This is a genomic window from Streptomyces mutabilis, from assembly GCF_046628145.1.
In the GTDB taxonomy this organism is placed as follows: Bacteria; Actinomycetota; Actinomycetes; order Streptomycetales; family Streptomycetaceae; genus Streptomyces; species Streptomyces mutabilis.
On record NZ_CP176874.1, the window covers coordinates 2,601,254 to 2,614,985 of the forward strand.

Annotated in this window: 11 protein-coding genes; 2 read left to right on the forward strand and 9 right to left on the reverse strand. The window is 73.7% G+C overall.

The genetic code is table 11. From position 1 onward, the window contains the following. Window positions 1-16 precede the first annotated feature (16 nt). From ACLIN4_RS11600 to ACLIN4_RS11615, 4 genes are all read right to left on the reverse strand, one after another. The gene (locus ACLIN4_RS11600) at window positions 17-1,207 is read right to left on the reverse strand and encodes a carbohydrate kinase family protein (RefSeq protein ID WP_290014140.1); all 1,191 of its coding nucleotides are present in this window, start codon (window positions 1,205-1,207) and stop codon (window positions 17-19) included. Between the two features lie 85 nt (window positions 1,208-1,292). Next, a complete protein-coding gene (locus ACLIN4_RS11605) occupies window positions 1,293-2,678 on the reverse strand; it encodes an MFS transporter (protein WP_411575744.1) in 1,386 nt (461 codons plus the stop codon). Between the two features lie 92 nt (window positions 2,679-2,770). Continuing rightward, complete coding sequence (locus tag ACLIN4_RS11610; RefSeq protein ID WP_289903265.1) at window positions 2,771-4,066, reverse strand: glucarate dehydratase family protein; 1,296 nt, start codon at window positions 4,064-4,066, stop codon at window positions 2,771-2,773. After that, on the reverse strand, window positions 4,063-5,025 hold the full coding sequence (locus tag ACLIN4_RS11615; protein ID WP_290014142.1) for a 5-dehydro-4-deoxyglucarate dehydratase: 963 nt from the start codon (window positions 5,023-5,025) through the stop codon (window positions 4,063-4,065). The genes ACLIN4_RS11610 and ACLIN4_RS11615 overlap by 4 nt, the downstream gene beginning before the upstream one ends. Window positions 5,026-5,136: 111 nt before the next feature. Between ACLIN4_RS11615 and ACLIN4_RS11620 the strand changes: the two genes are divergently transcribed. Further along, entirely contained in the window at window positions 5,137-5,931 is a 795-nt protein-coding gene (locus ACLIN4_RS11620; protein ID WP_269957568.1) for an IclR family transcriptional regulator, read from the forward strand. Window positions 5,932-6,105: 174 nt separating this feature from the next. Further along, window positions 6,106-7,452 carry an MFS transporter gene (locus ACLIN4_RS11625; RefSeq protein WP_290014144.1) on the forward strand — a complete coding sequence of 449 codons (1,347 nt, stop codon included), beginning with the start codon at window positions 6,106-6,108 and terminating at the stop codon, window positions 7,450-7,452. Between the two features lie 3 nt (window positions 7,453-7,455). Here the strand turns inward: ACLIN4_RS11625 and ACLIN4_RS11630 are convergent, their stop codons facing one another. The 5 genes from ACLIN4_RS11630 to ACLIN4_RS11650 all read right to left on the reverse strand — a co-directional run bounded on the left by ACLIN4_RS11630 (window position 7,456) and on the right by ACLIN4_RS11650 (window position 13,704). Beyond that, window positions 7,456-8,454, reverse strand: coding sequence for an adenosine deaminase (locus tag ACLIN4_RS11630; RefSeq protein WP_307652841.1), 999 nt, complete (start codon window positions 8,452-8,454; stop codon window positions 7,456-7,458). Between the two features lie 20 nt (window positions 8,455-8,474). Continuing rightward, entirely contained in the window at window positions 8,475-9,380 is a 906-nt protein-coding gene (locus tag ACLIN4_RS11635) for a ribonuclease Z (protein WP_107478954.1), read from the reverse strand. 24 nt (window positions 9,381-9,404) lie between these two features. After that, window positions 9,405-9,758 carry a histidine triad nucleotide-binding protein gene (locus ACLIN4_RS11640; RefSeq protein ID WP_100046498.1) on the reverse strand — a complete coding sequence of 118 codons (354 nt, stop codon included), beginning with the start codon at window positions 9,756-9,758 and terminating at the stop codon, window positions 9,405-9,407. A gap of 124 nt (window positions 9,759-9,882) precedes the next feature. Further along, window positions 9,883-13,116: a S41 family peptidase gene (locus ACLIN4_RS11645; protein WP_289903253.1), complete on the reverse strand. Its 3,234-nt coding sequence runs from the start codon at window positions 13,114-13,116 to the stop codon at window positions 9,883-9,885. A 78-nt stretch (window positions 13,117-13,194) separates the two neighbouring features. Next, window positions 13,195-13,704, reverse strand: coding sequence for a hypothetical protein (locus ACLIN4_RS11650; protein WP_107478956.1), 510 nt, complete (start codon window positions 13,702-13,704; stop codon window positions 13,195-13,197). Between the last annotated feature and the right edge of the window lie 28 nt (window positions 13,705-13,732).

Below are 13,732 nucleotides of genomic sequence, written 5' to 3' on the forward strand. Positions count from 1 at the left end.
GCCACAGGCTCCCCGGTCAGTCCGCCGGGGGGCGGAAGCCGATGGTCGGGACCGCGCGGCGCAGGGGCCACGAGCCGGACGGGTCCTCCGGGACCATGTCCTCCAGGAACGCGTAGCGGCTGAGGGCCGCCGGGTCCTGGTCCTCCAGCGACTGGACCTTGCGCCACCAGGTCGCGATCTCGCACCAGCCGGGCGCCGACAGCGAGCCGCCGAACTCCTGGACGGAGAGGGCGGCGGTCAGCCCGGCGAAGGCCAGGCGGTCGGCGAGCGGCCAGCCGGCGAGGGTGCCGGTGACGAAGCCGGCGACGAACACGTCCCCGGCGCCGGTCGGGTCCAGGGCCTCGACCTCGATCGCCGGGACCTCGGCGCTCTCCCCCGTCCGCCGGTCCACCGCGTACGCGCCGTCCGCGCCGAGGGTGACCACGGCGAGCGGCACGTGCTCGGTCAGGGCGTGCGCGGCGGCCCGGGGGCAGCGGGCGCCGGTGTAGTGCATGGCCTCCTCCGCGTTGGGCAGGAAGGCCTCGCAGTGCGCGAGGTCCGGCAGCGCGGCCAGGTCCCAGGCACCGGTGTCGTCCCAGCCGACGTCGGCGAAGACGCGGGTGCCGCGGGCGGCGGCCCGGGCGATCCACGGGGCGCTGACACCGGGCGTGAGGGAGGCCACTGCGGCGCGGGCGCCGGGCGGGCAGTCGGGGGACGGCTCCTCGGGCGGCGGTTCGTGGCCGTGGGAGACCATCGTGCGCTCGCCCTCGTACGCCATGGAGACCGTGACCGGTGAGTGCCAGCCGGGCACGGTGCGCGAGGGGGTGAGGTCGATGCCCTCGCCGTGGGCGAGGGCGTCCCAGCAGTAGTCGCCGTAGTGGTCGTCGCCGAAGGCCGCGGCCAGCGAGGTGCGCAGGCCGAGGCGGGCCAGCGCGGTCGCCATGTTGGCGATGCCGCCCGGGCTCGACCCCATGCCCCGGGCCCAGGACTCGGTCCCGCGCACCGGGGCGGAGTCGAGCCCGGTGAAGACGACGTCGAGGAAGACGGTGCCGGTCAGGTAGACGTCCCAGGGCGGGTCCTGCGGGGTGCGCAGGGCGACGAGGGGATCGACCTGGGGGTGGTGGTGCGATCCCTCGGGCGGGACGTGGCGGTGTGTTCTCTCGTCGGCCGGTACGACGGGCACGGACGGCACGTCGGGCACGTCGGCGGACACGGTGGACGCTGTCACGGTGCGCTCCCTGGCATGGTGCGGACCCCGCCAGTGTGCACCACGCCACCGACAGTGCGGCGGTGTCCCGGTGCGGCGTCCGGCGTCAGGTCGTGGCCGGTCCCGGGTGCACGGTCCGGGCGGCGCCCGGGGTGGTCTCCGGGGCCGGGGGCGCCACCGCCTTCGCCGGGCGGGTGCGGACGCGGTCGTTGCGCCCGCCGCCGCGCACCAGCAGTACGCTCAGCGCGGCCAGGAAACCGACGACGGTCAGACCGACCAGGCCGCCCTCGGTCGAGCCGGTCGTGTCCTCGATGATGCCGAAGGCGGTGGGGGCGACGAACCCGCCGAGGTTGCCGATGGAGTTGATCAGCGCGATGCCGGGGGCCGCGGCGCGGGCGTCGAGGTAGCTCTGCGGGATGGTCCAGAAGACCGGGGAGGCCGGTTTGAAGCCCATCGCGGCCAGGCACAGCGCGCCGAGCCCGACCCAGGGCGAGACGAACACGGCCAGCAGGGTGCCGCAGCCGCCGAGCAGGAGCAGGACGGCCAGCACGGGCCGGCGTTTGCCGATGCGGTCCGAGATCCGGCCGCTGACGAACAGGGCGACCAGGGCGCACAGCCACGGCACGGCGGTCAGCAGTCCCACCTGGAAGTCGCTCACCCCGCCGATGTCGTCCACGATCGAGGGCAGCCAGAAGGTCACCGCGTACAGGGCGACGTTGATCGCGAAGTAGATCCAGAGGAAGAGCAGCATCTGGGGGTCGGCGAGCAGTTTCCACCGGGAGACCTTCGCCGCCTCGCCGCCGCGTCGCGCGTCCCGTTCCTCCTGCTCGGCGTCGATGGCCGCGACGAGGCCGGTCTTCTCCCCGTCGGTCAGCCACGCCGCCTGCTCGATGCCCGAGTCGAGGAAGCGGTAGACGACGAAGCCGAGGACGACGGAGAAGATGCCCTCGATGAAGAACATCCACTGCCAGCCGGCGTGCCCCCAGATCCCGTGCATCTCCATGAGCGCGCCCGAGATCGGGCCGACGATGACGGTCGCGGTGCCGGAGCCCATCAGGAAGATGGACGTGGCCCGGCCCCGGTGGGAGTCGGGGAGCCAGCGGCTGAAGTAGTAGATGACGGCCGGGAAGAAGCCTGCCTCGGCGACGCCGAGCAGGAAACGCAGGGCGTAGAACATCTCCACGCTGTTGACGAAGGCCATCGCGGTGGCGACGACGCCCCAGCTGATCATGATGCGGGTGAGCCAGACCTTGGCCCCGAACCGCTCCATCAGCATGTTGGAGGGGACTTCGAAGATGGCGTACGCGATGAAGAAGACGCCGGCGCCGAGGCCGAACGCGGCGGCCGAGAGGCCCACGTCGGCGCGGAGTTCGTCCTGGGCGAAGCCCAGGTTGACGCGGTCCATGTAGTTCGCCACGAACATGACGAAGAAGAGAGGGACCACGCGGCGGAAGATCTTGCGGACGGCTGACTGTACGGCTGGGGAATGCACCTCTGGGCTTGCTGCGGACACGAGCGGCTCCGGTCGTGGCAGGGGGAAGGGGGGAAGGGGTGCTGCACGGGTGTTTCACCGACGGGGACGGTTCACCAACGGGGGACGGACGGGGTGACCCAGTCGGGGTCGGCGATCCGCATGGCGGCCGCGTCGTCGCGGTCGCGGAGCGTGCCGTCGTCGTCGAGCCAGCGCCGGTGGAGGAAGGCCAGCCTGTCGCGGTCGAGTTCGACGCCGAGGCCGGGGGCGTCGGAGACGGCGACCTTGCCGCCGTCGAAGGTGAGGCGTTCGGTGAGGACGTCCTCGGACTGCCAGGGGTAGTGGGAGTCGCAGGCGTGGTGGAGGTTGGGGACGGTGGCCGCCACGTGGGTCATGGCGGCGAGGCTGATGCCCAGGTGGGTGTTGGAGTGCATGGAGACGCCGACGCCGAAGGTGCGGCAGACGGCGGCCAGTTGCTGGGTGTTGCGCAGCCCGCCCCAGTAGTGGTGGTCGGAGAGCACGACCTGCACGGCGCCCTTGGTGAACGCCTCCTGGATCTCGGCGAACGTCGTCACGCACATGTTGGTCGCGAGCGGCACGCCGGTCTTCGCGGCGACCTCGGCCATCGCCGGGGTGCCGAGCGCGGGGTCCTCCAGGTACTCCAGGACCTCCCCGAGTTCCGCCGCGACCTCGAGGGAGGTCTCCACGGACCAGGCGCCGTTGGGGTCCAGGCGCAGGGGGTGGCCCGGGAAGGCCTCGGCGAGGGCCTTGATCGCGGCGATCTCCTCCTCGGGCGGGAAGACGCCGCCCTTGAGCTTGAAGGAGGTGAAGCCGTAGCGCTCGGTGAAGGCGCGGGCCTGCTCGACCACGCCGGCCGGGTCGAGGGCGGCGCCCCAGTCGTCCTTCTCCGCGGCCACGCCCTCGGGGTGGTCGGCCCACTTGTAGAAGAGGTACGCGCTGTACTCCACGGCGTCGCGCACCTTGCCGCCCAGCAGCGCGTGCACGGGCAGGCCGAGCGACTTGCCGAGGGCGTCGAGGCAGGCGACCTCGAAGCCGGAGACGACGGACAGGCGCAGCTTGTCGGCGGTCTGGACGCCGCGCAGCCCGCCGACGTCCACCTGGCCGGAGACCCGGGAGGAGTCGACGGCGACCTCGTCGGCGGTGGTGAACAGGCCGTTGAGGTCCGAGACCTGGCGGCCGACCAGTTTGCCGGCGAAGGGGCGGGCCAGCTCCAGGTACTTGGCGTCGCCGTAGGTCTCGCCGACGCCGGTGACACCGCCCGCGGTCTCCACCTCGACGATCAGGCGGGGGGTGTACGGCTGGTGCACGCCCTGGGTGTTGAGCAGGGGCGGGTCGGCGACCAGGATCGGCGTCAGGCGGACGGCCGTGATGGTGAGGTCGCGGGTCACAGGGCGGCTCCTACGAGGTCGAGTCCGGTGGCGAGCAGGGTCTTGAGTTCGGCCAGGTCGGCGGGGGACGGGTCGGTGAGGGGGGCGCGGACGGGGCCGACGGGGCAGCCGCGCAGCCGGGCCGCCGCCTTCACGAGGGACACGGCGTATCCGGGGACGCGGTCGCGCAGTTCGACGAGCGGGACGTAGAAGTCGCGCAGCAGCTTGTCGACCGTGCCGGTGTCGCCGCCGTGCAGGGCGGCGAGGAAGGCGTTCGCGATCTCGGGGGCGAAGGCGTGCACGGCGGAGGAGTAGGCGGGGACGCCGACGGCGGCGTAGGCGCGGGCCTGGACCTCGGCGGTGGCGGCGCCGTTGAAGAAGAGGAAGTCCTCGGGGGCGGCGAGGACCGCGCGCTGGAGGCGGTCGAGGTCGCTGTGGCCGTCCTTGAGGCCGATCACGCCGGGGACGCGGGCGATGCGCCGGACGGACTCGGCGGTGTAGGCGACCTGGCCGCGCTGGTAGGCGACGAGCGGGAGCCGGGTGCCGGCGGCGATCCGCTCCAGCTGGGCGACCAGGCCCTCCTGCGGGGCGGCGGTGAGGTAGTGCGGCATGACGAGCAGGGCGTCGGCGCCGGCCTCCTCGGCGACACGGGCGAACCGCAGGGCCTGCGCCCAGCCGTACCCGGTGCCGGCGACGACCGGCACGCGGCCCGCGCTCTCCTCGACGGCGATGGTGACGACCTGCCGGTACTCGTCCTCGTCCAGGGAGAAGAACTCGCCGGTGCCGCAGGCCGGGAAGAGGGCGCCGGGGTCGGCGGCGAGCCGATCGGCGACGTAGGCGCGGTAGCCGTCGGGGTCGAGCGAACCGTCGTCGCGGAAGCTGGTCAGCGGGAAGGACAGCACGCTCCGGGCCATCCCCTCGCGCAGCCGTCGGACCACAGCCGCCCGTGCGGCGCCGGTGTCGGGGCCCACGCTCGTCATCTCAACCGTCTCCTGTCTCCGTATGTAGATGTCGTCCACGTATGAAGATGGAGGGTAGAGAGGTGACCGGGAGGCGTCAATGGGTCGGCGGCATCCGCTTACGATCGGCACATGTCCGAGACAGGGGGCGCGGCAGGCGGCGTCCGTGAGGTGAAGTCCGCGGCGCGCACGGTGGAGCTGCTGGAGGTGCTGGCCGCGCGCGGGGACCGCCCGGCCCGGCTCCAGGAGCTGGCGGACGAGCTGGGCGTGCCGCGCAGTTCGATGTACGCGCTGCTCCAGACCCTGATCTCGCGCGGCTGGGTCCGCACCGACGTCACCGGCTCGCTGTACGGCATCGGCATCCACGCCCTGCTCACCGGCACCAGCTACCTGGACTCCGATCCGCGGGTGCGGGTGGTGCGGCCGTATCTCGACGAGGCGTCGGAGGCACTGGGCGAGACGATCCACCTGGGGCGGCTGGACGGGTACGACGTGGCCTACCTGGCGACACGCGAGTCGCACGAATACCTGCGCACGATCAGCCGGGTGGGGCGCCGGCTGCCCGCCCACGTCGGCGCGCTCGGCAAGGCGCTGCTGGCCGAGCGGCCGGACGCGGAGCTGCCGGAAGGACCGTACGAGGCGCTGACCGCGAACACCCTCACCGACCGGGAGTCCCTGGCGGCCGACCTGGCCCGGACCCGGGAGCGCGGCTACTCCGTCGACCGCGAGGAGGGCGTGCGGGGAATCGTGGGCTTCGGCTTCGCGCTGCGGTACGAGGATCCGGCGCTGGACGCGATCAGCTGCTCGGTGCCGGTGGCCCGGCTGACACCGGATCACGAGGCGCGGATCGTCGCGGTGATGCGAGAGATCAGGGCGAAGGTGGAGGCGTCAATTCCGGCCGTGGGCGGGGCAGTTCACTGGCGGTAGCGAACGCTGCTACCCAGGCTCCAGAACCCCAAACCAAAGTGTGACTCAGATCACATCTTTCTGGCTGTTTTCCGGCTCCCCGCGCTTGATACAAATTGCGCGCGCGTTCCGATCATTCGACGGTCGTCGCCCCCTCCCTTCCCCACCCTCCTTTCGCACGCCCTGGGAACGCCCGTGTTCGCCCGCACCACTCCCTGGCCCCTCGTCGCCCTTTTCACGGCCGGGTACCTTCCTCCGTATCTGCTGCCCACCACCGTCGGCAGACTCGACACCAGCCTTCCGCTGACCACCACGCAGGCGGGCGCCGTCGGCAGTGCGCTGCTGCTGAGTTCGGCGACCGCCGGTTTCCTGCTGGCCTCCCGGGTGCGGCGGACCGGCGCCCGCGCGCTGGCCCGGTTCGGCCTCTCCCTGACCGTCCTCGGCTACGGCGCGGCCTCGCTCACCACCGCCGTCCCCGCCGTCGTCGCCGGCGCGGTCCTCGGCGGCTTCGGGTCGGGCACGGCCATCACGGTCGCCGCCACCCGGATCGCCGCCGAGAAGGACCCCCACCGAGCCTCCACCGCGGGCCTGCTGAGCGTGTCCGCGCTGGCCGGCGCGGTGTATCTGACGGTGCCGCACCTCGGCCGGTCGCACGGGCTGCCGCTCGCCGCGATCGCCCTGACCGCGCTCGCGGTGTGGCCGCTGACCGGCCGGCTGCCGGGCGGGACGGCCACGTCACCGGCCGGGCACGACACCGACGCCGACGCCCCGCTCCCCCGCCGCCGTTCCGGGCTGGTCCTCGCCGTCACGGTGCTGTGCTGGTCCCTCGCGCAGAACTCCCTGTGGGGCGTGAGCGGCCGGATCGGGCTGACACAGGCCGGTCTGGGCGACGCCGCTCTCGGGGTCGTCCTGGCCGTCGCGCTGGGCGCGGGACTGGTGGGTGTCCTGGTGGCCGGCGCGCTGGGACCGCGGCTGGGGCGGGCGATGCCCATCGGGGCGGGGACCTCGGTCATCGCCGTCTGCATCGCCCTCACCGCGTCCGCGACCACGCCCCTGACCTTCGCGACCGGGGAGATCGCCTGGAACACGCTGTACCCGGTGGTGCTGTCGTACCTGATCGGGCTCGCCGCCTCGCTCGACCCGCGCGGCAGGTGGGCGGTGCTCGTCGGCTCGGCGTCCTCGCTGGGGACGGCCGCCGGGCCGCTGGCCGGCGGCGTGCTGTCGGAGCAGGCCGGCTACGCGGGCATGGGGCTGGTGCTGGCCGGCGGTCTGCTGCTGGTGGCCGCGCCGATGACCGCCGTCGCCCTGCACACCGGCGGGCGTCCGCTGCTGCCCGGCGCCATCCGCCGCCGCGGCGGCACCCCGGCCGCGCTGGTCGCCGCCGCCACCGGCACGCCGAGCGGTGCGGTGCCCGAGGTGGGCGCCGTGGAGCAGCCGGTCGTGGAGATCGACGTGGAGGCCCCGGCCGTGGCCGTCCAGGGCGCTTACGGCACGGCGGGACCCCGGCAGGCCGCGGCCGCACCGGGGTCCGGGACGGGCTGAGCCCTACGCCGTCGGGAACTCGTACGCCGCCACCTCGGCGAGGTAGCCGGCCCTCAGCTCCTCGTCGTCCTCCAGGAAGGAGGCGAGGAAGGAGTTGCGGGCCAGCTCGCGCAGCCGGTCCTCGGTCAGGCCGAGGGCCTCGCGCACCGCGTCGAAGTTGTCGCCGGCGTACCCGCCGAAGTAGGCCGGGTCGTCGGAGTTGACCGTGCACATCAGACCGGCGTCGAGCATCGCGGGCAGCGGGTGGTCGGCGAGGGTGTCGACCGTGCGCAGCCGCACGTTGGACAGCGGGCACAGGGTCAGCGGGACGCGGTCGCGCACCAGCCGCTCGACCAGCGCCGGGTCCTCCACCGAACGCAGGCCGTGGTCGATCCGCTCGACGCCGAGGACGTCCAGGGCCTCGGTGACGTACTCCGGCGGCCCCTCCTCGCCCGCGTGCGCGACCCGGCGCAGCCCGAGGGCGGCGGCGGCCTCGTACACCTCGCGGAACTTCACCGGCGGGTGGCCGACCTCTGCCGAGTCCAGGCCAACGCCGGTGATGCGGTCGAGGTAGGGCTTGGCGGCGTCCAGCGCCGCGAGGGCCGACTCGGCGGACTCGTCGCGCAGGAAGCACATGATCAGGCGGGTGGAGACGCCGTGGTTCTTCCGGCTGGTGCTCAGCGCCCGCCACAGGCCCTCGACCACCGTGCCCATCTCCACGCCCCGGGCGAGGTGGGCCTGCGGGTCGAAGAAGATCTCCGCGTGCCGCACGCCCTGCGCGGCGGCGCGGGCGAGGTAGGCGTTCGCGAGGTCCTCGAAGTCCCGCTCGGTGCGCAGGACGGCCATCAGCTCGTAGTACAGGTTCAGGAAGGACTGGAGGTCCTCGAAGCGGTACGCCTCGCGCAGGGCGTCGGTGTCCGCGTACGGCAGGGACACGCCGTTGCGGGCGGCCAGCGCGAAGGCCAGCTCCGGCTCCAGGGTGCCTTCGATATGGAGGTGCAGTTCAGCTTTGGGCAGGGGCATCAGAGCATCGTACGACCGTTTCACCGACGTTTCGGAACCGGGACGCGGGTGAGGTCGCGGGCCACGGTCAGCTCGCCGTCGTAGCCGGCCGCCCGGGCCTGCCGCTCGAACTCCTCGGGATCGGAGTAGCGCTGGCTGAAGTGGGTCAGGACCAGGTGCCGGACCCCCGCGTCCCGGGCGGCCCGCGCCGCCTGGCCCGCGGTGAGGTGGCCGTGGTCGGTGGCGAGGGTCTCGTCCTCGTCGAGGAACGTGGACTCGATGACCAGCAGGTCGCACCCCTCGGCGAGCGCGTGGACGCCCTCGCACAGCCGGGTGTCCATGACGAACGCGAACCGCTGGCCGCGGCGCACCTCGCTGACCTCGTCCAGCGGTACGCCGTTCAGGGAGCCCTCGCGCTGGATGCGGCCGACGTCGGGGCCCGTGATGCCGTGCGCGGCGAGGCGCTCGGGGAGCATGCGGCGGCCGTCGGGTTCGGTGAGGCGGTAGCCGTAGGACTCGACGGGGTGGGAGAGCTTGCGGGCGTCGAGGGTGTAGGCGGGGGTGACGGCCAGGGGCCCGTCCGCGGTGACCGGGGACTCGGTGAGGGCGACCGTCTCGCGGTAGGCGGTGGCGTAGCGCAGGCGGTCGAAGAAGCGCTGCCCGGAGCGCGGGTAGTGGGCGGTGACCTCGTGCGGCACCTGGTCGAGGTTGATGCGCTGGATGACGCCGGCCAGGCCCAGGCTGTGGTCGCCGTGGAAGTGGGTGACGCAGATCCGGTTCAGGTCGTGGGCGGCGACCCCGGCGCGCAGCATCTGGCGCTGCGTGCCCTCGCCGGGGTCGAACAGGATGCCCTCGCCGTCCCAGCGGAGCAGGTAGCCGTTGTGGTTGCGGTGCCGGGTCGGGACCTGGCTGGCGGTGCCGAGGACGACGAGTTCACGTACGGACATCGTGGGTGATCCGGGTCGTCCCTGTTATCCGGGGGGCCATTCGAGGCCACGGCCGCCGAGGACGTGGGCGTGGGTGTGCCAGACGGTCTGGCCGGCGCCGGTGCCGGTGTTGAAGACGATGCGGTAGCTGTCCAGCTTCTCCTCGTCGGCGACCGCCTGGGTCTCGCGCAGGACGTCCGCGGCGAGTTCCGGGGCGCCGGCCGCGAGGGCGGCGGCGTCCCGGTAGTGGGCCTTGGGGATCACCAGGACGTGGGTGGGGGCCTGGGGGTTGATGTCCCTGAACGCGACGGTCGTCTCGGTCTCACGGACGATCGTCGCGGGGATCTGGCCTGCGACGATCTTGCAGAACAGGCAGTCGTCCTGTGGCTCGCCTGTCATGGGGGCCTCCTCACGCGGGTGATCTTCTACGGGCATCGTATCCATCGAGCCGGGGCCCCCGTGCCGCCGAGGGCGGCACGGGGGCGCGGCGTCGCGGGGTGCCGCGGCACCCGCCCCCGTCCGGCTACGGCAGGCTCGGCGGCGTCTTCGCCGGAGTCTCCTCCAGTGCCGCCAGCGCCAGCCTGATCGCCTCGTCCAGCTGGGGATCGCGGCCCGCCGCGTGGTCCTGCGGGCGCTGCGGGACCTCGACGTCCGGGTCGACGCCGTGGTTCTCCACGCCCCAGCCGTAGCCCTCCAGCCAGAAGGCGTACTTGGGCTGGGTGATCAGCGTGCCGTCGACCAGCCGGTAGCGGCTGTCGATGCCGATGACGCCGCCCCAGGTGCGGGTGCCGACGACCGGGCCGATGCCGAGCGCCTTGATCGCGGCGTTGACGATGTCGCCGTCCGAGCCGGAGAACTCGTTGGCGACGGCGACGACCGGGCCGCGGGGCGCGTCCAGGGGGTAGCTGGACGGCCGCATGCCGCGCGGCAGGTCCCAGCCGACGATGCGCCGGGCCAGCTTCTCCACGACCAGTTGGGAGGTGTGGCCGCCGCGGTTCTCGCGGACGTCGACGACCAGGCCCTCCCGGGCCACCTCGACGCGCAGGTCGCGGTGGATCTGGGCCCAGCCGGGCGCCTGCATGTCGGGCACGTGGAGGTAGCCGAGCCGGCCGCCGGACTTCTCGTGGACGTAGGCGCGGCGGTCGGCGACCCAGGCGTGGTAGCGCAGGGGCTCCTCGTCGGCGAGGGGGACGACGACGGCGTGCCGGGGTTCGCCGCCGCCGGCCGGGGAGACGGTCAGCTCGACCGGCTTGCCCGCCGTGCCGACCAGCAGCGGGCCGGGTCCGGTGACCGGGTCCACGGGCTGTCCCGCGACCGCGACGATCGCGTCCCCGGCGCGCACGGCGACGCCGGGCGCGGCGAGCGGGGAGCGGGCGTCGGGGTCGGAGGTCTCCGAGGGCAGGACGCGGTCGACGCGCCAGGTGCCGTCCTCGTGCCGGGAGAGGTCGGCGCCGAGCAGGCCCTGCCGGGCGCCGGAGCCGTGGCCGCCGCGCGGGGTGACGTAGGCGTGCGAGGTGCCGAGTTCGCCGTGCACCTCCCACAGGAGGTCGACCAGGTCGTCGTGGGTGGCGAGGCGGTCGAGGACGGGCCGGTAGCGGTCGAGTACGCCGTCCCAGTCGACGCCGTTCATGTCGGGCCGCCAGAAGTGGTCCCGCATGATGCGGCCGGTCTCGTCGAACATCTGGCGCCACTCGGCGGCCGGGTCGACGGTCTGCCGGATCCGGGACAGGTCGACGGTGATGTTGGTGTCGCTGTCCTCGTCGCCGGAGGCCCGCCGGTCGCTGGGCACGACCTTGAGGCGTCCGTCGGTCCACAGCAGCACCCGCTTGCCGTCGCCGCTGACCTCGAAGTGGTCGGCGTCGCCGGCGAGGTGCTCGACGCGCTGCTGGGCGAGGTCGTAGCGCTCCAGCTCGGTGTGCGGGTCGCGGTCGTCCGGGGTGGCGCGGGAGGCGCCGAGGACACCGGTGACCGGGTGGCGCAGCCACAGCACACCGTCCTTGGCGGCGCGCAGCCCGGAGTAGCGGGCGGCCTCCACCGGGAAGGGGACGATGCGGTCGGCGAGGCCCTCGATGTCGATCCGGGTGGTGGGGGTGCCCTCGCTGTCGGGGGTCTCGTCCCGGTCCGAGGTCTCGAAGGGGCGGCCGTGGCGCTGCGGGCCGAAGGGCGACGGGGTGGTCGCCGCGAGCGTGATCAGGTAAGGGCGGGCGCCCTCCACGAAGGCCAGGTCGAAGACGTGCTCGTCGTAGACCGGGTCGAAGGAGCGGGTGGAGAGGAAGGCGAGGTGCTTGCCGTCCAGGGTGAAGGCGGGCGCGTAGTCCTTGAAGCGCAGCGGGGTCGCCTCGCTCACCGACAGGTCGGTGGTGTTGGCGAGCTTGAGCTGGCGCAGCGGGTCGGGCCCGGGGTGGGACCAGGCGAGCCAGGCGGAGTCGGGCGAGAAGACCAGGCCGGAGGCGTCGCCGTTGTCGCTGCGGTCGACCTCGCGGACCTCGCCGGTCTCGCGCTCGACGAGCAGGACGCGCCCGTCGTGCGAGGCGACGGCGGCGCGGCTGCCGTCGGGGGCCATGGCGAGGTTCAGCACCCGGCCGAGCTGACCGGCGGCGATCCGGCGCGGGCTGCTGCCGGGCGCGAGTCCGGTGGCGGGCGCGAACTCCAGGGCGTCGTCGCCCTCGGCGTCCGTCACCCACACCACCCACTCCTCGCCGTCGGCGCGGAAGGTGCGCGGCAGCCGGGTGCGGACGCCGGGCGTCGCCGCGAGGGCGCGGGCGGGGCCGGAGCGGTGGGTGACCCAGTGGACGCCGCCGCGTACGGCGACGGCGCTGCCCCGCGCGGTGTGGTCGGGGGACGCCGACCCGAACCAGCGGGCGGCGTTGACGGGGTAGGCCTGGAGGTCGACGCGCGGGCCGCCGAGCCGGACGTCGAGGCGGCGGGGCTCGGCGCCGTCGAGGTCGTCCAGCGTCCACAGCTCACCGGCGGACGAGTAGACGACGCGGGTGCCGTCGGTCGCGGCGTGCCGGGCGTAGAAGCCTCCCCCGCTCTCGGCCCCGCTCGAGCGGGAGGTGCCCCCGAGGGGGGTGTGCCGGCGCAGGTCGGAGCCGTCGGCGAGGGAGGAGTAGAGGGCGCCGGTGCCCTCGTGGTCGGAGAGGAAAGCGATGCGGTCGCCGACCCAGAAGGGGTACTCGATGTTGCCGTCGAGGTCGCTGTGCAGCCGGACGAACTCACCGTCGTCCTCGGCGTCGATCCACAGCTTGCCCGCCGTGCCGCCCCGGTAGCGCTTCCACCAGGCGGCCTCGCGGCCCATCGGCGCGGACAGCAGCACGGTGTGCGGGCCGGCCGCGACGTCGCCGACGGGTCCGTACGGCAGGGTCTCGGCCGGTCCCCCGTCGAGCGGCACGGCACGGGCCCAGCTGCGGCGCAGGCTGGCCTGGCCGTAGGTGCTCAGGGCGAGGACCCGTCCGTCGGCGGTCCAGCCGCGTACCTGGGTCCGGACGCTGCCCCAGTGGGTGAGGCGCTTGGCGGGACCCCCGTCGACGGGCGCGACGTGCACCTCGGGGGCGCCGTCGCGGGTGGAGGTCCAGGCGACGGTGGTGCCGTCGGGCGAGATGCGCGGGTGGTTCACCGGCACGTTGTCGGCGCTGACCCGCCAGGCCCGGCCGCCGTCGAGCGGGGCGAGCCACACGTCGTCCTCGGCGGTGAAGGCGACCAACTCGCCGTGCGGGTGCGGAAAGCGGAGGTAGGCAGGCGCTGCGGGCTGTGTCACCCCTTCACCCTATGCAGGGGCGGGGCCCGCCGACAGAGGTTTGGATCACTTACCGGCCGCGGCCCGCGCGCGGTGCGGCTACTTGCCCTCCACCGGCCGGCAGTGCGGGTCGTCCGGGCACCAGATGGTGCGGGTGACGGTCACGGTGGGGCGGGGCTGCTGCTGCGACGGCTCGTTCGCGGGAGGGCCGCCGGTGGCTTCGCAGTTGCCCAGCCCGTCGACCCGGAACCACTCCTTGCCGTCCACCTTCGCGGTCAACTCGCCGCGCACGCAGGCGCCGTTGACGACGCGGGTGACCTTTCCGTCGACGGTGATCTCCTTGCCGTCGTCCGTCCTGCCCTCGCACTCGACGGTCGCGACGGCGTTCTCGGAAGCGCCGGTGGCCTCGTCGCCGTAGGAGGCGGTGCAGGTCAGCCACCGGACCTCCGCCTTCTGCCGCTCCAGTTCACGCGTCACCGTCTGGTCGGTCGTGAACGCCACCGACGCGGAACTGAGCCCGCCCGGCTCGCACGCGACCGCTGCGCCGACGGCGACGACCACGCCGACGACCGCCGGAGCCGTACGCCGAATCCGCCTCGATGCCCCCATGCGGGCAGCCTGCCACCGGTACGGGGCC

Excerpts from the sequence above, each read along its gene's own strand:
- ACLIN4_RS11615 (WP_290014142.1), bottom strand. The coding sequence starts at position 5,025 with ATGACGAGCGTGGGCCCCGACACCGGCGCCGCACGGGCGGCTGTGGTC.
- ACLIN4_RS11640 (WP_100046498.1), bottom strand. The coding sequence starts at position 9,758 with ATGACAGGCGAGCCACAGGACGACTGCCTGTTCTGCAAGATCGTCGCA.
- ACLIN4_RS11630 (WP_307652841.1), bottom strand. The coding sequence starts at position 8,454 with ATGCCCCTGCCCAAAGCTGAACTGCACCTCCATATCGAAGGCACCCTG.
- ACLIN4_RS11635 (WP_107478954.1), bottom strand. The coding sequence starts at position 9,380 with ATGTCCGTACGTGAACTCGTCGTCCTCGGCACCGCCAGCCAGGTCCCG.
- ACLIN4_RS11620 (WP_269957568.1), top strand. The coding sequence starts at position 5,137 with ATGTCCGAGACAGGGGGCGCGGCAGGCGGCGTCCGTGAGGTGAAGTCC.
- ACLIN4_RS11650 (WP_107478956.1), bottom strand. The coding sequence starts at position 13,704 with ATGGGGGCATCGAGGCGGATTCGGCGTACGGCTCCGGCGGTCGTCGGC.